18 protein-coding genes and 1 pseudogene are annotated in these 20,442 nt (G+C 66.5%); 9 read left to right on the forward strand and 10 right to left on the reverse strand.

The features are described 5' to 3' along the window. Positions 1–38 precede the first annotated feature (38 nt). The gene (locus tag ACQ86A_RS15040; protein WP_431277780.1) at positions 39–2,507 is read right to left on the reverse strand and encodes a ribonucleoside-diphosphate reductase subunit alpha; all 2,469 of its coding nucleotides are present in this window, start codon (positions 2,505–2,507) and stop codon (positions 39–41) included. A gap of 308 nt (positions 2,508–2,815) precedes the next feature. On the opposite strand from ACQ86A_RS15040, the gene ACQ86A_RS15045 reads away from it, so the two are divergent. Continuing rightward, positions 2,816–4,027 (forward strand): MFS transporter, encoded by a 1,212-nt coding sequence (locus ACQ86A_RS15045; protein WP_431277781.1) that lies wholly within the window; start codon positions 2,816–2,818, stop codon positions 4,025–4,027. Positions 4,028–4,202: 175 nt separating this feature from the next. Here ACQ86A_RS15045 and ACQ86A_RS15050 read toward each other — a convergent pair whose 3' ends face one another. Next, positions 4,203–5,183, reverse strand: coding sequence for an aldo/keto reductase (locus tag ACQ86A_RS15050; protein ID WP_431277782.1), 981 nt, complete (start codon positions 5,181–5,183; stop codon positions 4,203–4,205). Positions 5,184–5,234: 51 nt separating this feature from the next. Then, positions 5,235–6,365, reverse strand: coding sequence for an ABC transporter permease (locus tag ACQ86A_RS15055; RefSeq protein ID WP_431277783.1), 1,131 nt, complete (start codon positions 6,363–6,365; stop codon positions 5,235–5,237). 191 nt (positions 6,366–6,556) lie between these two features. On the opposite strand from ACQ86A_RS15055, the gene ACQ86A_RS15060 reads away from it, so the two are divergent. Further along, on the forward strand, positions 6,557–7,051 hold the full coding sequence (locus ACQ86A_RS15060; RefSeq protein WP_431277784.1) for a TetR/AcrR family transcriptional regulator: 495 nt from the start codon (positions 6,557–6,559) through the stop codon (positions 7,049–7,051). 25 nt (positions 7,052–7,076) lie between these two features. On the opposite strand, the gene ACQ86A_RS15065 is transcribed toward ACQ86A_RS15060, so the two are convergent. Next, on the reverse strand, positions 7,077–7,874 hold the full coding sequence (locus ACQ86A_RS15065) for an alpha/beta fold hydrolase (protein ID WP_431277785.1): 798 nt from the start codon (positions 7,872–7,874) through the stop codon (positions 7,077–7,079). Between the two features lie 88 nt (positions 7,875–7,962). On the opposite strand from ACQ86A_RS15065, the gene ACQ86A_RS15070 reads away from it, so the two are divergent. Then, positions 7,963–8,880 (forward strand): DUF4349 domain-containing protein, encoded by a 918-nt coding sequence (locus ACQ86A_RS15070; RefSeq protein WP_431277786.1) that lies wholly within the window; start codon positions 7,963–7,965, stop codon positions 8,878–8,880. On the opposite strand, the gene ACQ86A_RS15075 is transcribed toward ACQ86A_RS15070, so the two are convergent. Next, the gene (locus ACQ86A_RS15075) at positions 8,843–9,424 is read right to left on the reverse strand and encodes a TetR/AcrR family transcriptional regulator (RefSeq protein WP_431277787.1); all 582 of its coding nucleotides are present in this window, start codon (positions 9,422–9,424) and stop codon (positions 8,843–8,845) included. The two genes, ACQ86A_RS15070 and ACQ86A_RS15075, sit on opposite strands and share 38 nt — an antisense overlap. A 59-nt stretch (positions 9,425–9,483) precedes the next feature. On the opposite strand from ACQ86A_RS15075, the gene ACQ86A_RS15080 reads away from it, so the two are divergent. From ACQ86A_RS15080 to ACQ86A_RS15095, 4 genes and pseudogenes are all read left to right on the forward strand, one after another. Next, on the forward strand, positions 9,484–10,239 hold the full coding sequence (locus ACQ86A_RS15080; RefSeq protein ID WP_431280461.1) for an SDR family NAD(P)-dependent oxidoreductase: 756 nt from the start codon (positions 9,484–9,486) through the stop codon (positions 10,237–10,239). 97 nt (positions 10,240–10,336) lie between these two features. After that, a pseudogene (locus ACQ86A_RS15085) lies at positions 10,337–11,499 on the forward strand (acyl-CoA dehydrogenase family protein). 19 nt (positions 11,500–11,518) lie between these two features. Further along, complete coding sequence (locus ACQ86A_RS15090) at positions 11,519–12,631, forward strand: aminopeptidase P family protein (RefSeq protein ID WP_431277788.1); 1,113 nt, start codon at positions 11,519–11,521, stop codon at positions 12,629–12,631. Continuing rightward, positions 12,628–13,905 (forward strand): DUF445 domain-containing protein, encoded by a 1,278-nt coding sequence (locus ACQ86A_RS15095; protein WP_431277789.1) that lies wholly within the window; start codon positions 12,628–12,630, stop codon positions 13,903–13,905. The genes ACQ86A_RS15090 and ACQ86A_RS15095 overlap by 4 nt, the downstream gene beginning before the upstream one ends. A 214-nt stretch (positions 13,906–14,119) precedes the next feature. On the opposite strand, the gene ACQ86A_RS15100 is transcribed toward ACQ86A_RS15095, so the two are convergent. After that, on the reverse strand, positions 14,120–14,506 hold the full coding sequence (locus ACQ86A_RS15100) for a DUF3054 domain-containing protein (protein WP_431277790.1): 387 nt from the start codon (positions 14,504–14,506) through the stop codon (positions 14,120–14,122). 43 nt (positions 14,507–14,549) lie between these two features. Between ACQ86A_RS15100 and ACQ86A_RS15105 the strand changes: the two genes are divergently transcribed. Both ACQ86A_RS15105 and ACQ86A_RS15110 read left to right on the forward strand, forming a co-directional pair. Then, entirely contained in the window at positions 14,550–14,681 is a 132-nt protein-coding gene (locus ACQ86A_RS15105; RefSeq protein WP_431277791.1) for a hypothetical protein, read from the forward strand. A gap of 58 nt (positions 14,682–14,739) precedes the next feature. Next, complete coding sequence (locus ACQ86A_RS15110; RefSeq protein ID WP_431277792.1) at positions 14,740–17,673, forward strand: aminotransferase; 2,934 nt, start codon at positions 14,740–14,742, stop codon at positions 17,671–17,673. 62 nt (positions 17,674–17,735) lie between these two features. Here the strand turns inward: ACQ86A_RS15110 and ACQ86A_RS15115 are convergent, their stop codons facing one another. From ACQ86A_RS15115 to ACQ86A_RS15130, 4 genes are all read right to left on the reverse strand, one after another. Then, positions 17,736–18,239 (reverse strand): hypothetical protein, encoded by a 504-nt coding sequence (locus tag ACQ86A_RS15115; RefSeq protein WP_431277793.1) that lies wholly within the window; start codon positions 18,237–18,239, stop codon positions 17,736–17,738. A 32-nt stretch (positions 18,240–18,271) separates the two neighbouring features. After that, a complete protein-coding gene (locus tag ACQ86A_RS15120; RefSeq protein ID WP_431277794.1) occupies positions 18,272–18,874 on the reverse strand; it encodes a hypothetical protein in 603 nt (200 codons plus the stop codon). Between the two features lie 188 nt (positions 18,875–19,062). Further along, the gene (locus tag ACQ86A_RS15125) at positions 19,063–19,464 is read right to left on the reverse strand and encodes a hypothetical protein (RefSeq protein WP_431277795.1); all 402 of its coding nucleotides are present in this window, start codon (positions 19,462–19,464) and stop codon (positions 19,063–19,065) included. A gap of 70 nt (positions 19,465–19,534) precedes the next feature. Next, positions 19,535–20,386: a hypothetical protein gene (locus tag ACQ86A_RS15130; protein ID WP_431277796.1), complete on the reverse strand. Its 852-nt coding sequence runs from the start codon at positions 20,384–20,386 to the stop codon at positions 19,535–19,537. Positions 20,387–20,442 lie beyond the last annotated feature (56 nt).

Raw genomic sequence — 20,442 nt, forward strand, 5'->3', positions numbered from 1 at the left:
GTCGACGGGCACGTAGTACTCCTCGATCTTGGTGTTCATTACTTCTCACCACCTGTCGAGAGTCCACCGAAGCCGCGGCGAACCGGGGCGGCGGGAGCGGGAGCTGCAGCCCCATCCGTGGACGGAGCGGAACCGGCGCCGACCGACGCGAAGCCCTTGCGAGCGGAGTCGATCTCTTCGGCCTTGTTGACCTTGACGGTCGACTGCTCGGCCTGGTGACGCGGCTTCATGTGCAGGTAGTAGGTGGTCTTGACGCCACGCTCCCACGCTGCGAAGTAGATGTCCATCATGTCGCCGATGTCGCGGGTCTCCAGGTACATGTTGCGGCTGATGGCCTGGTCGATCCACTTCTGGGCACGGGCCGCGACCTCGAGGAACGAGTACGGCGAGAGCTGGAAGCTCGTCTTGTAGGTCGCCTTGATCTCGTCGGGGATGGCGGCGATGCCCTGGATGTCGCCCTGCGAGCGCAGGATCGCCTCGCGGGTCGACTCCCACAGCCCGCGCTCCTGAAGCGCGGAGACCAGGTTGCGGTTCACCTCGAGGAACTTGCCCGACGAGGTCGACCGGCTGAAGATCTGCGAGAACTGCGGGTCGAAGCCCGGCGTGGTTCCCGCGACGAGGCCGATGGATGCGGTGGGCGCAATGGCCATGAGGGTCGCGTTGCGCATGCCGCCCTTGACCTTGGCGCGCAGCGCATCCCAGTCGAGACGAGTGGTGCGGTTGACCTTGATGGCCACGCCGCGGTCCTGCTCGGTGAGCGCGATGGAGTCGAACGGCACGAGGCCCTGCGACCAGCGCGAGCCCTGGAAGTTGTTGTACGCGCCGCGCTCCTGCGCCAGGTCGGCGCTCTCGTCGATGGCCGCGTACGAGACGTGCTCCATGATCTCGTCGATCAGGTCGTACGCCTCTTCGCTCTCGTAGCTGAAGCCGAGCTTCTCGACCACGTCGGTGAAACCCATCACGCCGAGGCCGATGGCACGGTTCTCCTTGTTGGAGAAGTCGGCCTCGTCGACGCTCGAGATCGTGATGTCGATCAGGTTGTCGAGCTGACGCACGGCGCTGCGGGCGCTGGCCTCGATGCGGGCCCAGTCCATCTTGCCGTCGACCAGGTGACGGGACAGGTTGATCGACGCCAGGTTGCAGACGGCGACGTTCTCGCGGTCCTGCGGGAGGGTGATCTCGGTGCAGAGGTTCGACAGGTGGATGGTGCCGGTGTTGTTGTTGAGGGCACGGTTGTTGATCGTGTCCTTCCAGGTCAGCCACGGGTGGCTGGTGGTCTGGAGGCTCATCAGGATGTCCTTGAACTGCGAGCGGGCGCTGATGCGCTTGAACATCTTGATGCGGCCGGCCTCGGCCTCGGCCACGTAGAACGCGTACCGCTCCGAGAACTCCTTGCCGTACAGCTCGTTGAGGTCGGCGACCTCCAGCGGGTCGAACAGGTACCAGTCCTGGTCGTTCTGTACGCGCTTCATGAACTCGTCGCTGATCCAGACGGCGGTGTTCGCCGTGCGGGTGCGGCGGTACGGGTCGCCGGAGTTCTGACGCAGGTCGAGGAACTCCGGGAAGTCCATGTGCCAGTTCTCCATGTAGAAGCAGAGGGCGCCGAACTTCTTGCCGCCGCGGCTGACCGCGCGCAGCACCGAGTCGATGGTGTGCATGAACGGGATCGGGCCCGTGGAGGTGGTGTTGTTCGAACGGATGGGCGAACCCTGCGCGCGGAGCTTGGTGACGGCGAGACCGATGCCGCCCGTGCCCTTGGTGAGCCACATGACGTCGCGCACGCTCTTGGCGATGTGCTCGATGTCGTCCTGCATCTCCATGACGAAGCAGTTCGAGAGCTGCGGGTACGCGGTGCCGGCGTTCACGAGGGTGGATCCCGCGGCGAGGTACTCGAGGTTCGACATCTTCTCGTAGAAGGAGAGGGCGTGACTGGTGGGGTCTGCCTCGTTGAGCGACAGACCCATCGCGATGCGCATCCAGAAGTACTGCGGCACCTCGAGGGTCTCGCCGTTGCGGGCCTTGATGCCGTAACGGTTGTTCAGCGTGACGACGCCGATGTACTTGAGCAGCTCATCCCGCGACGGATCGAGGTGCTCGGCAAGCCGGTCGAGGTCGAACAGCTGGGTGAAACGCGAGTCGAGCAGGGTCTCGGCGACGCCGCGCTCGATGTACTGACGGAAGTGGCTGGCGTGCAGCGAGACGAGCTCGTCGTTCGTGGCGTAGTCGCCCAGCACGCGCTTGTAGATGGTCTTGAGAAGGAGCCGGGCGGCCACGGTGTCGAAAGCGGGGTCGTCTTTGACGTTCTGGAGGGCGACCTGGATGACCGCCTCGTCGAGCTGCTGCGTCGTGATGCCGTCGAACAGCGTGAGCTCGAGCTCGCTCGCGATCTGAGTGACCCAGGTGATGTTCTCGTCGAGACCTTCGGCCGCGTGCTCGATCGCCAGGTTGATCTTGTTCGCGTCGTACGGCTCGCGCTCGCCGTTCCGCTTCACAACAGTGATAGCCACTTCTTCTCCCTCTCAATGTGCCACTCCCGTGAGTGGCGATGCCTAACGTCCGTCCAGCGGACGGCGGGTCGTTACCCCGCCGGGTCGGTGCCCGCCCCTTGCTCAAAAACCCCTTGTCACGGCCGAAAACTGGGGGATCGAGCCCTCACTGCTTTTCGGCGTGTGACCACTATATAGCGGGGTACCGACATTTTCCGAACCCCACATCTAGTGGGCGTGTCATCCACAGATGTGCATAAGTTGTGCACATTTCCACAGGCAGTTCGGGCCGTCGTCGCGCGCAGCCCACCCGATAGACTGGGCGTCCCGTGAGCACCTATTCCAGCCTTCTGAAGACGCCAGGCGTCGCGCGGATCATCGCTGCCCAGCTCACGGCTCGCTTCCCGTTCGGCATGCTCTCACTGGCATTCCTCCTCCACATCGAGAGCGTGCACCATTCCTACGGTGCGGCCGGCCTCGTGCTCGGAGCGATGAGCATCGGGCAGGCGATCGCCGGCCCCATGACGAGCCGCCTGATGGGTGTGCTCGGGATGCGCACGGTCCTGTGGACAACTCTGGGCCTGTGCACGGCCGCCGTCGCAGCGATCGGCGTATTCGTGATGCCCATCCCACTCACGATGGCCGTCGCGTTCTTCGCAGGGCTGAGCATGCCGCCCATCCAGCCCGCGGTTCGCACCATTTATCCCAAGATGGTGAACTCGCGTCAGCTCACTCCCCTGTTCTCCCTGGATGCTTCCGCACAGGAGATCATCTGGATCGCCGGCCCGGTCGCGATCACGTTCGTCTCGACCCAGCTCGGCACTGTCCAGGGCATCCTGATGTCCGTGGCCATCATGCTGCTCGGCGGTCTCTGGTTCATCTCGTCGCCCGAGGTCGGGCGGGTGCGCATCCCGCGCAGCAAACGTCGTTTCGGTGTCGTGCTCGCGCGGCCGCCGGTGCTGCTCGCGACGGTCGTCGGCTTTCTCCTCATCGGTTCGTGCGCCGCGATCGAGGCAGGCGTCGTCGCCAACTTCGGCGAGGGATCCCCGTTCGCCGGCATCGTGCTCGCAATCTGGTCCCTGGGCTCGCTCGTCGGCGGTCTCGCGCTCGGACACGTGCCGATCGGGCCGTGGGCGACCGCACGCCGCATGTTCATCGTGTTCGTCGGCGTCACGATCTCCACGTTCATGCTCGGCTCGTGGTGGGGCCTCTCGCTCACCCTGATCATCGCGGGCCTCGGCATCGCGCCCGCGCTGGCCGTGCTGTTCGCGATCGTCTCGGCAAGCGTCAAGTTCAGCGACACCGCCGAGGCGTACGGCTGGGTCGGAACGGGACAGCTCATCGGCGCGGCCCTCGGCTCGGCTCTCGCCGGCTTCCTGATCGACGGCTCCGGCCCCGTCGGAGCGTTCTACGTCGCGGGCGCGTTCGCGTTCGTCGGGTTCGTCGTTCCGGTGCTTGCGGTGCGCATCCATCCCGACCTGCGCGGACGGGATGCGAGCCCGATCCCCGACACCGAACCGGTCCCGGTCCAGCCCTCCTGAGCGGTGGCAGCCCGCCGGGTCCGTTCGTAATGTCGGAGAATACGGGCGACACGCCGCCGGGGCGTCCGTTATTCCGGAGTCTTCGCGCGATTCGGGCCGAAGTCTCCTGAATTGCGCGCGCCCTCGCGGCCGCATGCAGGCGGGGCGGGGCGAGGCGAGCAGCGGTGGGGCGCGGCTACCAGCGGGTGTGGATCGCGGCGCGGAAGTACCGGTCGTAGAGCGCAGGGACCGCGGCGGTGAGGGATGCGGGCAGTGCGATCGATCCGGCCGCCGCGTTCGCGCGCGCCTGCTCGACCGAGCGCGCTCCGGGGATGACACTGCTCACGCCGTCGAGTTGTGCCACCCACGCGATCGCCGCTTGTGCCGGGGTCGTGCCCTCCGGAACGAGGGCCGCGAACTCCTGCGCGGCCGCGACCCCGGTCTCGAAGTCGACGCCCGAGAACGTCTCCCCCACGTCGAAAGCCTCTCCGTGCCGGTTGTAACTGCGGTGGTCGTCGGACGCGAAGGTGGTTTCGGCGGTGTACTTGCCGCTCAGTAGCCCTGAGGCAAGGGGCACGCGCGCGATGATGCCGACGCCGGCTTCGCGAGCGGCAGGCAGCACACGGTCGAGCGGCTTGAGCCGGAAGGCGTTCAGGATGATCTGCACCGTCGCGGTGCCGGGGTGCGCGATCGCCGCGAGGGCCTCATCCGTCGTCTCCACGCTGACGCCGTAGTTCGCGATCGCGCCGTCGGCCACGAGCGTGTCGAGTGCGTCGTAGACCGCATCCGAGGAGAACACCGCCGTCGGCGGGCAGTGCAACTGCACCAGATCGAGCGTTTCCACGCCGAGGTTGCGGCGCGAGCGGTCGGTCCACTCGCGGAACTTCGCGAGGGTGAAGTTCGCGGGATCCTGGGCTTCGCGGCGCCCCATCTTGGTGGCGACGGTGATGCCCGCGTCCGGGTTCGCCGCGAGGAAGCGGCCGATCAGCTGCTCGCTGCGACCGTCTCCGTAGACGTCGGCGGTGTCGAAGAGCGTGACCCCCGCATCCCGGGACGCTTCGAGAACGGCGAGAGCGTCGGACTCGCTGACGTCACCCCAGTCGGCTCCGAGCTGCCAGGTTCCGAGCCCGATGACGGAGACGGTGCGACCGGTACGGCCGAGAGTGCGCTGCTGCATGCTCCCAGCGTATCCGGCCGCTCCGCTCCCGGGCCGACCGACCGAATCGTCCTAGGCCGGCTGAGCGACCCGCTCGGGCAGGTCCGACGACGACGCATCCTCGCGGCTCTCGAGCTCGTCGTCTGCGCCCGCAACGGCAGCCGCGACCACAACTTGGTTGCGGAAGTGCCCAGCGAACATCGCGATCACGCCCGCCAGCGCCCAGCCGGTCAGCACCAGCCACGGGAACAGGGTGTTCGCATCCGGAAAGTAGGAGAGGTCGCGAATCAGGGTTCCGGATGCGCCGGGCACGAACCACTGCCCGATCGCGCCCCACGGCGCCACCGTGAACTGCAGCGGCTGGGCGGTCGACGAGAGCGGGTTGCCGATGAGCATGGTGGCGATGGCGCCGACGGCGATACCGTTGCGGCCGATCAGGGCGTTCATCCCGACGATGAAGGCAGCGGTGGCGAACATCGAGAGGCTGACGGCAAGACCGTTGATCCAGAAGTTGCCCTGCAGCACGCCGAACCAGCCCTGCATCACGCCGACCACCGCGAACCCGGTGACCAGTCCGTAAACCGTGACGCCGACCAGGCGACGCCACACACCGGCGACGAGCAGCGAGATCAGGATGCCACCCAGCATTCCGCCGAGCACGAGCGGGAAGGAGGCCGCGGTGAGCCCGAGGCCACGGGCATCCGTCGAAGCGAGCGGCACGACATCGGTGACCTTCACCGTGATGACCGGCGGCGTCGTTCCTGCCGGCAGCTTGCCCGCTGCGACGCCCTGCTGGACGGCCGCGGCGGCCTGCGCGTTGGCCTGGGCCTGCAGCTGCGCGGCCACCTGGCCGAAGATCTGACTGACGGCCGCACCGTTCGCGGAAGCAGTGAGCACCTCGGGCGCCTGAGTCGAGCCCCCGAGCACGATCGCGCCGTAGACGTCGCGAGTGTTGATCAGGTCGACCGCGTCGGCGCGGGTCGTCACGGCCGTCACCGCGAATGCGCCATCGGACTTGCTGTCGAGAGCCTTCTCGACCTGGGCGACCTGTTCGGACGAGCCCGCGACCGCGAGGGGAATGTCTTTGACCGACGAGGTGATGGTCGGCCAGAGGAAGGCGAGGAGGACGACGATGACGGCAGCGGCGGCGCCGAGTGCCAGCACGATCGCGCGGGGCCAAGGGGTGTGAGGGGTGTGTGACATGACGACTCCGTTAAAAAAGAATGTTCGTTCTTTATGGTGCGCTTCCGACGCATCCCTTGTCAAGAACGAACATTCTTTTTTATTGTGGGTTCATGCCGAAAGTCACCGAGGAGCACAGAGTCGCGCGCCGGGCCGAGATCGCGGGCGCCGCGTTGCGTTGTTTTGCCCGAAAAGGCTTTCAAGCCACCTCGATGGCCGACATCATCGCCGAGTCGGGGCTGTCGGCCGGTGCGATCTACGGCCACTACAAGAGCAAGGAAGAGCTCATCGAGCTCGCGATCGCGGATGTGCTCGACGGGCGCTTCCTCGACGTCGCGGATGCCCGACGCCGCAACCCCATGCCCGACCCGGGCGAAGTGGTACGGCTGCTCGTGAACGGTCTCGAGGACCAGCTCGGCGAGCTGTCGCTTCTCGTGCAGGTGTGGGGCCAGGTGGTCGTCGACCCGCGATTGAGTCCCGTCGTCGGATCGATCGGCGAGCGGGTGCGCACGTTGTTCGGCGGGTACCTCGAAGACTGGTCTTCCACCGTTCTCGGCTACGAGCCTGCGCGCGCCGCCGAGTTCTCCAGCCGGTTCGCTCCGCTCTTCGTCGGCATCGTGCAGGGCTACGTCGTGCAGTCCGCTCTCTTCGAGGACTTCGATTCCGACGCATACTTCGCCGCCGTCTCCGCGATCCGGTCGGCCTAGGCGCTCCGCTCGGCCCGGTCGGCGGTCAGCCGATAGCCGCGGCAACCACCCGCGCCAGTCGCTTGCGGATGATGTGGTCGTTCGCCTCCACGCGGTGCATGAAGACGTGCCGCATCGTCTCGATGACGGCGAGGCTCCCCGGCGCGATGAAGGCGTCGAGCGTTCCGTAGATCACCTCGATGGGAGCGCGCACGCGCGCGAGGTCGCTGACGACGGTCTGGTGCTCGATGCAGTTCTCCAGCGACTTGACGAACGGATCCCAGTTCTTCTCCGTGATCTCGAACACGCCTTTGATGGGAAGGAGCCGCGCGAGAATTCTCGCGTTCACCATCGTGAAGTCCTTATTGGCGCGCAAGAACTCGTAAGCCCGCAGATACGCGCTCACCCGGCTCCGAACCCGGCGGTCGCCGATCGCGTCGGGCGTTCCGTAGATCGGTGGTCCCACCAGCACGAGCTTGGAGAGCTGCGACGGATGCTGGGCCGCGTACCGCGCGACGATCAGGCTTCCGAGCGAGTGGCCGACCAACACGAACGGTTCGCGCAGCCGCAACGATCGGATGGTCGCGTGCAGGGAGGCGACGTGCTCCTCCAGGCTGTACGTCGCATCCTCGGGAGCGGGCGAGCGTCCGAAACCGAGGATGTCGATCGAGATCACGCGGTGACTCGGCTCGAGCATCGGGACGAGGTTCTGAAACGTCACCGACGAGGACGCGATGCCGTGCACCAGGATGACGACCGGCCCGTCCCCCACGTCCCCCGCGATATGCAGGATGGGCGCGCCCCACCCGAACAGGTCGCGGGTCCTCTCGGCAAGCCAGCGCATGCTGCCCATTATCGACGAGATCGGATCGTGATCGGATCGTCGCCGGACCGTGATCCGTCCGATATCCGCCGAACTCTATGGTGAGGCCATGAAGCGCACAGGGGCGGGCACAGGGGTGAGCACAGTGGCGAACAGAGTGGTGAACACGGGGGCGATGAGGCGTCGAACGGCGGGTGCCGCCGCGGTCCTCGCGGCGGTGATCCTGCTGGCGGGATGCACGGCCTCGAGCGGCTCCGGCACCGCGGGGAGCGTGGCCGAGAATCCGACGAAGCAAGGCGCGACGGGCGCGGCCGACACCGCCGCCGATGGCGTCAAGGACAAGACGGTCCTCTCAGCCGACCGCGACGTCGTCACGACGGGAACCGTGTCGCTCACCGTCGCCGACCCGATCGCTGCGGCAGACGCCGCGACCGCCGCGGTCGAGCGAGCCCGAGGGCGGGTCGACAGCAGCACGGAACAGCCGGCCACCGGCGGCGAGAAGGCCGGCGCGACCCTCGTTCTCCGGATCCCCGCCGAACGGCTGTCGGCGACGCTCAGCACCATCAAGCACCTCGGAACCGTCAACAGCGTGTCGCTCAAGTCCGACGATGTGACGACCCAGTCGAGTGATGTCGACGCGCGCATCGCCGCGCTGCGCACATCCGTCGACCGTCTGCTCGATCTGATGAGCAAGGCGACGACGACAGCAGACCTGATCACGATCGAGTCGACGCTCTCTCAGCGTCAGGCCGACCTCGACAGCCTGTCGGCCCAGAAGGCAGCCCTCGACGACCAGATCGCGATGTCGACGGTCACGCTCGAGCTTCACGCGAAAGGCACCGTCGCCACTCCGGCGCCGGCCAGCTTCTGGAGCGGGCTCGGGACGGGCTGGGATGCCCTGGTAGCCACGCTCAGCGGGCTCCTGGTCGCGCTCGGGGTACTGCTGCCGTGGCTGGTCGTGCTCGGTGCAATCGGAGGTGCGGTCTGGTTCATCGTGCGGCGGATGCGGGCCACCAAGCGGGCGTGACCCGTGCCAGCAGCGCGAGCAGCCCATCCACGTCGCGCGGCTCCTCCCCCTCGAGCCAGATGTCGATGGCGCCGATGATGCCGTCGGCGAGGTAGCGGGCGAGCATCCGTCGCTCCGTCGCATCGGCCGCGGGGAGCTCGACGCTGTGCTGGTCCAGCAATAGCTCGATCGAGCCCTGGAAGTGCGCACTCAGCAGGGCGTGCAGGCTGGCGGATCCGCTCTCCTCTCCCAGACCGCGCCGGTAGATCGTGGCGTGCTCGTCGACGTGCCGCAGGACGGCGCGCGTCACACCATCGATCGCCGCGCCGGCGTTCTCGGCGCTGATCCCGACCAGGTAATCGTGCCGCAGCTCGTCGAGCTCACGGCGCAGAACGAGCTGAAGTAGCTCAACGGGCGAAGACGCGTAGGTGTAGACCGTCGAACGGTGAACACCGGCCTCGGTGGCCAGACGCGAAACCGTCACATCGGTGATCGGGCCGGCCGAAGCGAGGGCGAGAACGGTGTCGCCCAGACGAGCGAGGGTCTTCTGCTGGCGTGCATCCACTCGACGATTGTACAATGAGATATCCGACAAGTGTCGGATATCTAGACGAAGGAGTGATGATGGCTCAGTACGACGTGACCGACCGGTCGGCGATCGTGACAGGAGGAGGCTCGGGAATCGGGCGGGCCGTGGCGTTGACCCTCGCGGCCAGCGGAGCATCCGTGCTCGTGACCGACCTGAACGCGGAGAACGCCGAGAAGGTCGTCGCCGAGATCAAGTCCGCAGGCGGAACCGCAGCCAGTCTCGTGGGAGATGTGACCGATCCTGAGTTCGCGGTCGCCAGCGTGAAGGCGGCCGAAGAGCTCGCCCCGCTGAAGATCGCAGTGAACAACGCCGGAATCGGCGGCGAGGCGGCGCCGGTCGGCGACTACTCGCTCGAGAGCTGGCGCAAGGTCATCGAGATCAACCTCAACGCCGTGTTCTACTCCCTGCAGCCCCAGCTGAAGGCGATGGCCGCGAACGGCGGCGGCTCGATCATCAACATGGCATCGATCCTCGGCAGTGTCGGGTTCGCGAACTCGTCCGCGTACGTCACGGCCAAGCACGGGCTTCTCGGGCTCACGCAAAATGCTGCGCTCGAGTACGCCGACCAGAAGGTACGCGTCACCGCGGTCGGGCCCGGCTTCATCCGTACCCCGCTCGTCGAGCAGCACATGGATGCGGACGCGCTGGCGTTCCTCTCCGGCAAGCACGCTCTCGGCCGCCTCGGCGAGCCAGAAGAGGTCGCTGCACTCGTCGCCTTCCTCGCCTCGGATGCCGCATCGTTCATCACCGGCAGCTACCACCTCGTCGACGGCGGATACACCGCGCAGTAACACTCCGCATTAACTCCGCGCGATCAACTCCGCGCGGCAACTGCCCCTGCCCGCCACGACCGCGCAGCCATAGGCTGGGGTCGTGACCCAGGACAGCCTGATCCCGCACGACGGACCGCTCCTGACCGACGGCCTGCTGGAGCGCATCCGCTCCCGGGCCGCCGGTTACGACGCCGAGAACGCCTTCTTCCTCGAAGACTTCGAGGAGCTCACTCAGCTCGGCTACCTGAAGGCGCTCGTACCGGTCGAGTACGGCGGCCTCGGCCTCAGCCTCGAACAGGTGGCGCGCGAGCAGGTGCGCCTCGCCGGGGCGGCGCCGGCCACCGCGCTCGCGGTCAACATGCATCTGGTCTGGACAGGCGTCGCCAAGGTCCTGCACGATCGCGGCGACGACTCGCTGGAGTTCCTGCTCGACGAGGCAGGCTCGGGCGAGGTCTACGGCTTCGGGCTGAGCGAGGCGGGCAACGACCTTGTGCTGTTCGGGTCGACGACGGATGCGCGTCCCGAGCCCGACGGCTCGTACCGGTTCTACGGCACCAAAATCTTCACATCCCTCTCCCCGGATGGACGAGGCTCGGCACGATGGGCCTCGACACGACCAGTGCCGACGCCCCTAAGATCGTCTACGGCTTCATCGACCGCGACAGCGACGGCTTCGAGATCCGCGAGGACTGGGACACGATCGGGATGCGCGCCAGCCAGAGCAACACGACGGTGCTCAACGGCGCATGGTCGCCCGCCGAGCAGATCGTGCGCCGGCTCGACCCGGGCCCCAACCCCGACTCGCTCGTGTTCGCGATCTTCGCCAACTTCGAGATCCTGCTCGCCGCGGTCTACACCGGGATCGGTGCCCGCGCGCTCGACCTCGCCGTGCAGGCGGCGCACCGGCGGAGGAGCCTCAAGAACGACGGGCGCCGCTATTCGAGCGACCCGGACATCCGGTGGCGGGTGGCCGATGCGGCAATCGCTCAGGATGCGCTGCTCCCCCAGCTCGATTCGCTCGCTCGCGACGTGGACGCGCTCGCGGACCATGGCGCGCAGTGGTTCCCGAAGCTCGTCGGGCTGAAGGTGCGGGCGACCGAGACGGCGCGTCAGGTGGTCGACCAGGCCATCCGGGTCTCAGGTGGATCGACGTACTTCGCCGGAAACGAGCTGGGCCGGCTGTACCGGGATGTACTCGCCGGGATCTTCCATCCCTCGGACGCCGAGTCGGCGCACTCCACGGTCGCGAACGCCTGGCTCGGCGCGCCGGAGGACTGACCAGCAAGAAGGAGCAGGCATGAAGACGATCACCGCGGAACACTTCGCCGAGCGGCTCGCACGCGGCGCCGATCAGGCAGCCGCCGCCGGATTCGACGGGCTGCTGATAGCTCCGGGCGCCGACCTCGCCTACTTCGCCGACTACCTGCCGATCGCGACGACCGAGCGCATCACACTGCTCCTGATCCCGGCAGACGGCGACCCGACCATGATCGTTCCGATCCTCGAGCACGACAGCGCGGCCGACACCCGGGCCGCATCGGCCATCGAGTTCGTCGACTGGTCCGACGGCACCGACGAGTACGTCCCGACGGCCGCTCTGCTCAACCCTTCTGGCCGGTACGCCGTATCCGACGCCTTGTGGGCCATGCACCTTCTCGGCCTGCAGCAGAAGCTTCCGGATGCTCGCTTCGAGTCCATCTCGCACGCCCTTCCCCTGCTGCGCGCGGTCAAAGGCGACGACGAGATCGATCGCCTCGCAGCGGCGGGAGCCGCGGCCGACGCCACGTTCGAAGACATCCTCGGCGTGCATTTCGCGGGCCGGACCGAGGACGAGGTAGCAGCAGACCTCGCCCGCCTCCTGCGGGAGCACGGCCACTCGCAGGTCGACTTCACCGTCGTCGGCAGCGGACCGAACGGCGCCAACCCGCACCACGAAGCCGGCGAGCGCACCATCGAGCAGGGTGACATGGTCGTGCTCGACTTCGGCGGGATCATGGACGGCTACGGCTCGGACACCACCCGAACCGTGCACGTCGGCGAACCGACCGACGAGGAGCACGAGGTGTTCGAGATCGTCAAGCGCGCCCAGCAGACCGCGTTCGAGGCCGTAGCCGTGGGGGTCGCGTGTCAGGAGATCGACCGCGCGGCGCGTGCGGTCATCCGGGATGCGGGTTACGGCGACTACTTCATCCACCGGGTCGGCCACGGCATCGGGATGACCACCCACGAGCCGCCGTACATGGTCGAGGGCGAGGAGCGACCGATCGAGGCGGGGATGTGCTTCTCCATCGAGCCCGGGATCTACCTTCCCGGCCGCTTCGGCGTGCGCATCGAGGACATCGTCGTCGCCACCGAAGACGGCGCGCACCGACTCAACAACACCAGCCACGAACTGCACATCGTTCAGTGAGCACCACGACTCTCCTCTCCTCCGGCACCGTCTCCGACGACGAGCGGCGGCGCGCCCTCCGACGGATGAAGACCCTCGCGGTGTCGCTCCTCGTCTTCATGGCCGCGGTGTTCGCGGTGTCGTTCGCGTTGCAGGGCACGTATCCGTGGCTCGGCTATGTGCGTGCCGCGAGCGAAGGCGGCATGGTCGGCGCGCTCGCGGACTGGTTCGCGGTGACGGCGCTGTTCAAGTACCCGCTCGGGTTGCGCATCCCGCACACCGCGATCATCCCGAACCGCAAAGACGAGATCGGCGAGAGCCTCGGCGAGTTCGTCGAGACCAACTTCCTCTCCGACGAGGTCGTGTCGAACAGGCTCGCGTCGATCGACGTTGCGGGAGCCGTGGGCGCCTGGGTCGCTCGGCCGGAGAACGCGCGGCGCGTGGTGGCCGAGGCGTCGACGGCGGCGCGCGGGATCGCATCCCTGCTCGACGACGATGACATGCGTGACGCGATCGAGGCCATCGCCCGCCGCCACCTGATCGAGCCGGAGTGGGCGCCGCCCCTCGGCCGGCTCGGCGAGCGCGTGCTCGCGTCGGGCGGTCACCACGAAGCCGTCGACCTCGTGCTCGACCGGCTCGCCGAGTGGCTCGAAGCGAATCCGGACGCGTTCGGCGCCCTGGTCTCGGGCCGACTGCCTTCCTGGGTTCCCTCGTTCGTCGACAGGATGGTCGACGACCGCGCGTACACAGAGGTTCGGCGTTTTCTCGCGCAGGTTCGCGCCGACCCGAACCACAAGCTGCGCCGTGCGCTCGACGACTACCTGGCCGAGCTCGCCGACCGTCTCCAGCACGACCCGGTGACAATCGCCAAGCTCGAGGCCGCCAAGGGTCGCGCATTCGACGACCCGCGGGTGCGCGAAATGGCGGGGGCCGTGTGGGAGGCCGCGCGGACGGCCGCCGTCGATGCGTTGTCGGATCCGGACAGCGAGCTGCGCCGCCGCGCCGAGGCCGCTCTCGCCGACGGTGGGACGCGTCTGGCGGCCGATCCGGCGCTCGGGGCGAAGGTCAACACCTGGCTTCGGGATGCGGCGGGCTACCTGGTCACCACGTACCGTCACGACATCGCGAGCATCATCAGCGACACCGTCAAGGGCTGGGATGCGCGCGAGACCACCGAGAAGATCGAGCTGCAGGTGGGCAAAGACCTGCAGTTCATCCGGATCAACGGCACCGTCGTCGGCGCGCTCGCCGGCCTCGCCATCTACACGGTGGCGACGCTGCTGCTGCCGACCTGAGGGCGGCTCCCCCTCCGCGTGCTCGCGTGCTCGCGTGCTCGCGTGCTCGTCGAATCGTGCCAAAAGTGCGATAGCCGCACCCTAGACCGCACTTCTCGCACGACTCGACGCAAGCGCCGTCAGCGAATCGTGCCAAAAGTGCGGTTCAGACCGCCCCAACCCCACTTTTCGCACGACTCGACGCCAGCGCTGCAAGCGCGGCAGGAGTGGCGGCTCAGGATGCGCGGCGCACGACCCGGCGGCGTCGGGTGATCGGCAGCGCGATCAGTCGCCATCCCACGAGGAACACCCCGAGCACGATCGTCGCGACGATGATGAAACTCGCCGCGGTGCCCTGACCGGCAGAGACGCGCAGCAGCATCCCGGCGGCGACGGTCATCAGCCAGATCGGGATGCCCGGCCACAGCACCGCGGTCGGCCGGCGCCACGCGAAGGTGACCAGCCAGCCCAGCACGAGCCCGACAAGGAACGGCCACGCCGTGTCGAAAATGCCTGCGATGGACGCCGCTTCTGCATGACTCCGACGGCCCACGAGCACGAAGACCAGGACGAGCACGACGTCGATCGCGAACGCGATCAGCGGTGCCCTCCAGGTTTTCACGGTCCGATGCTACGCGGCGTCAGCCGTGCATTGGCTGGCAGCGGTGGCCTCATCCCATGCGGGGCCTGACAGGCGTTCGACGGCTGCCGCCGCTCTGTCGGCCACGACCGTTCGCGCGATCACCGCATCCGTCGCCGACTCGACGTACACGGTGCGAGCAGGATTCCGCACCTGAAGCGGCGACCTGCTGCTCACTAGACTGACGTCACCCGATCCAGCCTCAGGAGTCCTGCTTGCCGAACTTCGACTTCCTCGCCCAGCCATCGCTGCCCCGGCCCGACGTCACGGTTCCGGATGCGCAGCAGATCGCCGCAGAGCACTTCGGTCTGAGCGGCCGGATCACCGAGCTGGGCAGCCAGCAGGACCGCAACTTCCGCATCGACACCGGCGACGGGCGCTTCGTGCTCAAGCTGGCGAACCCCGTGTTCTCGATGGACGAGTTGGACGCCCAGAACGCGGCGCTCGCGACTCTGGCGAACGCCGGTGTGCGCATCCCTGCCGTGATTTCGACTGCTGACGGCCGTGACATCGCGACCGTGGAGGTGCGCGGTCAGACATTGCGTGCCCGCCTGCTGACCTACCTCGACGGGGAGCCGCTCACCGACGTCGCCGAACTCTCCCGCGAACAGCTCAGCACCCTGGGGAGACTCGCCGGCCGAGTCGCGGCAGGCCTCGCAACGCTCGAGCATCCGGGCCTCGACCGCACGACCCAATGGGATGCTCGCATCAGCGGCGACGTCGTCGACCTCCTCCTTCCGCACGTCGCCAACCCGGCCAAGCGCCGCATCGTGCGCGAGGCGACGGATGCGGCCCTCGCCCGTCTCGCGCCCCTCCGACCGCAACTGCACATCCAGGCCGTGCACGGTGACGTCACCGACGACAATATCGTGCTCGGAACAGAGACGGATGCGACCTCGGGCGTCATCGATTTCGGTGACGTGGCCACCGGCTGGCTCGTCGCAGAGCTGGCCGCGACGGTCGCTTCCGCCCTGCATCACGTGCCGGACGATCCGCTTGCGGTGCTCGAAACCATCGCCGCCTTCGACGCGGAGAGTCCGCTCGGCGACGCCGAACTGGCCGCGCTCTGGCCGCTGGTCGTACTTCGCGGCACCGTGCTGGTCGTCAGCGGAGAGCATCAGGTGACCATCGACACCGAGAACGCGTACGCCGATGAGAACCGCGGCCACGAGTGGCTCGCGTTCGACGTCGCCCGCCGGCTCGATGCGGAGGAGATGGCGGCGCTCATCCGGTGGCGGCTGGCGCGACCCGCTGGAAGGCGCTCCCTGCCTGACGTCGCTGCGACCGACCCGACTGCTCCCGACCTCGGTACGCCCCCGATCCCCGGTCCGATCGTCCGTCTCGCAACCACCGCACAGCATCTCGTCGACCTCTCAACGACCAGTCATGCGCTCGACGATGGCCGCTGGCTCGACCCCGACACCGAGCAGACCGTTCTCACGCGGGTGGCGGGCATCGCCGGCCACGCCGTGACCCGGTACGGCGAGTACCGGCTGACGCGCGCATCCGTCGACCGGTCGAGCTCGTCGCCGACCCTCGCCCTGGCCGTGACCCTGCACGCGCCGAACGGGATCGATGTGTTCGCGCCGGTGAGCGGCGACCTCCGGCCGGTCGCGGGTTCATGGCTGCTCAGCGGGTCCGACGTCGACCTGTGGCTCGACGGCCTCGAGGACCCGGTCGCTCCCGCCTCGATCTCAGCGGGCGAACGCATCGGCACTGCGACGTCTCTCACGGTTCAACTTTCGCGACTCAGAGGACACCGCCCGCCCGCGTTCGTGACGCCGACGCTCGATCGTGCTCTCTGGCTGGAACTCAGCCCCGACCCGTCTCCGCTATTCGGTGCCGATCTCGCCGCGGCCGATGCGAATCCTGAAGCCGTTCTTGAGCGCCGGGAGGACACGTTCGCGCGCGTGCAGGAGCACTACTTCGAGCATCCGCCGCTCATCGAACGCGGGTGGCGGCATCACCTCGTCGACACCCGCGCACAGACCTACCTCGACGTCGTGAACAACGTGACCCAGATCGGACACGCTCATCCGCGACTCGTCGCGGCGGTGCGCGACCAGTGGGCGCTGCTCAACACGAACTCGCGTTTCCACTACGAGGAGCTCGCCCGCTTCACGGAGCGCCTCGCCGAGCTGGCACCGGATCCGCTCGACACGGTCTTCCTCGTCAACAGCGGCAGCGAGGCAGTCGACCTTGCGCTGCGACTCGCCCAGACGCACACCGGCGAGCGCACCATCCTGGCCGTCACCGAGGCTTACCACGGGTGGACTGTCGGGGCGGATGCGGTCTCCTCGTCGATCGGTGACAACCCGCGCGCACTCGAGACGCGACCCGACTGGGTGCGACTGCTGTCCTCTCCGCACGTGCTGCGCGGCCGGTATCGCGGCGCGGATTCGGCTCCTCAGTATCTGGCAGAGCTAGATGCCGAACTCGCGAGCCTCCGAGAGACGGGCACAGGCGTGGCCGGCTTCATCGCCGAGCCCGTGTTCGGCAACGCGGGCGGAGTCCTCCTGCCCGACGGCTATTTGCGCGGCGTCTACGAGCGCATCCGGGCCGTCGGCGGCGTCTGCATCGCGGACGAAGTGCAGGTCGGCTACGGCCGGCTCGGACACTACTTCTGGGGCTCGGAGCAGCAGGGGGTCGTGCCCGACATCATCACCGTCGCGAAGGCCATGGGCAACGGGCACCCGCTCGGGGCGGTCATCACGACCAGAGCCATCGCCGACTCGTTCGCCGCCGAGGGCAGTTTCTTCTCGTCCGCGGGCGGAAGTCCTGTCAGCGCGACGGTCGGGCTGACCGTGCTCGACGTCATGCGCGACGAAGGCCTCCAACAGAATGCCGTTGACGTGGGAGACCACCTGGCCGAGCGGCTGCGCGAACTCGGCCAGCGGCATCCGCTCATCGGAGCCGTGCACGGTCTCGGCCTCTACCTCGGCGTCGAGCTGGTTCGCGACCACGAGACCCTTGAGCCTGCGACCGCCGAGGCCGCGCAGATCTGCGAACGGATGCTCGCCGAAGGCTGCATCGTGCAGCCCACCGGCGACCACAAGAACATCCTCAAGATCAAGCCGCCGCTGTGCCTGACGATGGAGAGCGCCGACCGGTTCGCGGATGCGCTCGACCTGGTGCTCGCGACGCTCTAGTCGGCGTCGGCTTGCCTGACGCGGCTTCCGACCGCGAATCGCCGATGTGCCCCGCCTACCGATCAGCCAGGAATCGTCCCGCCGGAAAGAGGCGAACCCACCGTAAACGGTGCATAGCCGGGAGCAGCCTTCTCAACTCGCAGATCAGAGAACACCAGGGTCAGGTTGTGACCGTTTGTCTGGACTCGCGCCTCAAGGAAGCGAATCCCCAGCTCGCCGGACCATGAGCGCGCGGTCTCGGATCCCGACACGAGTTCGAACCCCGGATCGAGATCCTGCCACTTGACGCCCCAGACATATCCGTCGAAATCGGAACCCGTTTCGTCGTCGATGAGTCGCTCGTCCAAGGAGCGCGACCATGTCTCCGGAGTCAACGCGGTCGAAACCTTGGCTTCAACGCAATTCACGAAGACATATCGTAAGAACTCAGTTGGAATCCCTGTCCTCGGATCGGCGCTGAGCTGAAGGACCATCTCGTAGTCACGCATGTAATCCGTGAACCCGTGAAAGATCAGCGCCTCGTCGAATGCGTTCTCAAACGCCGATTGAATCTCCGGAATGTCCACGGCGACCAACCTATTGGACCGACGCTAGTAGTTCAGTTCCCAAGACCCGAACGAACCGCCTCGAGGGCAGCGACTGAGCGTTGCGAACTTCCGTATGTCTGCGGAAATAAGCCACCGAATGATCCTGAACCCAGAGTGAGTTGCAGACGCCGGTCTTCGCCACGCCAGGTCACAGCCGAGGTGACGACGTATTGCGGGAAGTGCCAACCGCTCACCGATTGCTCTAGTTCCCCGATCGCGCTCCACGGGATTTCCGCGAGCAGTCGAGTCCTCTCCCCTGGGTCGCCGCCCATCCAAGCCGATATGCCTTGGGGGTCAGCAACGACGGTCAGAAAGTACGGAATCGATCGATAAGAAGTCTTCAGGGCGTCCACATCGATGAATGCGCGAAAATCATTCCCTCGCGCCGTCAGAACAACCGCGTTCGGAAATCGACGACTGAGCAACGTACGGCATCTCGCGTTCGGAAGCCCCCAAAGGGACATCCCGACAATCGTCGCAAGCAGACCGCCGCCGACGACAATCGTGGCCATTGTCAACTCAGTCGAAGAACCCAGAGCGGAGTTCCGCACCCGATTCGCCGCCCCGACAGCCATAAAGCAAAGTGCGATGAATACGAACACGTAGTAGGTCACCCACCACCTGAGTACCCGCGATCGCACAAGATCCTCGTATTTTCCGTCGTTGTTCCGTACCTGGGCTGACGCGAGACCAGCAGAGCTCGACACTACTGCGAAGTACGATCTCAAAGGCGTCGGACGCACCGCTGAGGTCTGCGACTCCACGCTGCTCCGACCTGGCCCGAACCTACGGCGCACTCAATTCAATCGACCTGCCCGCGCACAGCGCGTCGCGGAGTGAGAAGCGCGAGTTGTACCGCGGACGTGATCGCGTAGACGACCAGGAATGGCGCCGAAGCCAGCGCGACGGATCCCAGAACGCCAAGAGCGTAGCCCAAGGAGCTCGCAGGCGTCAGGATGAGCGCGACGGTCGAGTATAAGACTCCCGTGATGCCCCAAGCCGCGAACCAGGTCCCCAGCAAGATCAGAAACATGCGGCGCCGAGCCATCGGTCGAGCGGCACCCATCCATGGTCGCGCACTGCTGAGACTCACAAGCGCGAACCCGGTCGCGACGATGCCGTATGCGAGCCAAAGGATTGCGACGATAGTGCCGAAGAAGACACCAAAGGTCATGGCGACCAGCACCATTACGGCGGTCAACACAAACGGGATGCCGATAGCCCTGCCTACGCGCACTCTCGGCGAACGAAACTTCGAGATGACAATGTCCTTCTTAGGTGAGGATGCTGACGTTGCTCATGTTTCGAGAAAATAGGTACCAGTTCGCCGTTGCGCCAGTCAGATATACAGGGCGCGTAAGCCCCGTTGGATTGTCATTCACGATGTACCCATATACGCGGAGAGTGTACGTAGATTCGCCGGGCTTTTTCCAGAAGGTGAACGAGATCCAACTCCCGAGCCCGTCCACGTGCCCGCTGGCTGCGTCGAAGACGAAGCCGTACTCGTGGTGGTCTGGAATCGGGCGGTACTCCTCAATTCTGAATGTGCAAGCGAAGGAATAGGGCCCGACTGTCAGGGGAAGGCGCTGGCCCGCCGAAGGAAATCCTCGCGGCGCACCAGGAACTGGGAACGAACAGTTGAAGCAACCGTGAAGGGAGAGCTTCGCCACTTCAGGTGTCGTACTCCCGATTCCGTAGTCATTTGTGTAGTCCCACGCCGGATCTGCAATCACCGGATATGCGGTCCGGGACGTGACGTCCACTCTTTGCACAAGCACACCTCCGTCAAATTCGTATCCGGTTGGTAGATCATTTCCGTTCGCGTCGCGCGCCCACGGAGCCCGAATGTAGATGCCCGCCCCGTCCAGTTGGTCCGCAAGAATACTTCCGTCGTTGCGAACCTCGACGCTCGAGCTTTCCAAGGGAAGCTCAACCCTAAAGGAGGCAAGATCGTCTTCTTCCCGTGCAGCGAAAATCAGCTGCGCGCCATCGGGAGTTGGCTTGGCATAGCTCGCAGCTGTCGCATCTGCATTCGCAAAGACCGAATAGTCGCCGATCTGACCCGTGAAAGAGAGCGAGCTATCCAACGTTGCCTCAGTTTGAGCGTGAAGCTCGTCATCGGTCACGGTGAAACCCTGAGAAGTCGGTTCCGCGCCTCGGGCCGGTCGACCGTCTGAATCGG

Origin of the sequence: Leifsonia poae (genome assembly GCF_050632195.1) — a bacterium.
Classification (GTDB): domain Bacteria; phylum Actinomycetota; class Actinomycetes; order Actinomycetales; family Microbacteriaceae; genus Leifsonia; species Leifsonia poae_C.

Excerpts from the sequence above, each read along its gene's own strand:
- ACQ86A_RS15055 (WP_431277783.1), bottom strand. The coding sequence starts at position 6,365 with ATGTCACACACCCCTCACACCCCTTGGCCCCGCGCGATCGTGCTGGCA.
- ACQ86A_RS15090 (WP_431277788.1), top strand. The coding sequence starts at position 11,519 with ATGAAGACGATCACCGCGGAACACTTCGCCGAGCGGCTCGCACGCGGC.
- ACQ86A_RS15060 (WP_431277784.1), top strand. The coding sequence starts at position 6,557 with ATGGCCGACATCATCGCCGAGTCGGGGCTGTCGGCCGGTGCGATCTAC.
- ACQ86A_RS15080 (WP_431280461.1), top strand. The coding sequence starts at position 9,484 with ATGGCTCAGTACGACGTGACCGACCGGTCGGCGATCGTGACAGGAGGA.
- ACQ86A_RS15070 (WP_431277786.1), top strand. The coding sequence starts at position 7,963 with ATGAAGCGCACAGGGGCGGGCACAGGGGTGAGCACAGTGGCGAACAGA.
- ACQ86A_RS15050 (WP_431277782.1), bottom strand. The coding sequence starts at position 5,183 with ATGCAGCAGCGCACTCTCGGCCGTACCGGTCGCACCGTCTCCGTCATC.
- ACQ86A_RS15065 (WP_431277785.1), bottom strand. The coding sequence starts at position 7,874 with ATGCGCTGGCTTGCCGAGAGGACCCGCGACCTGTTCGGGTGGGGCGCG.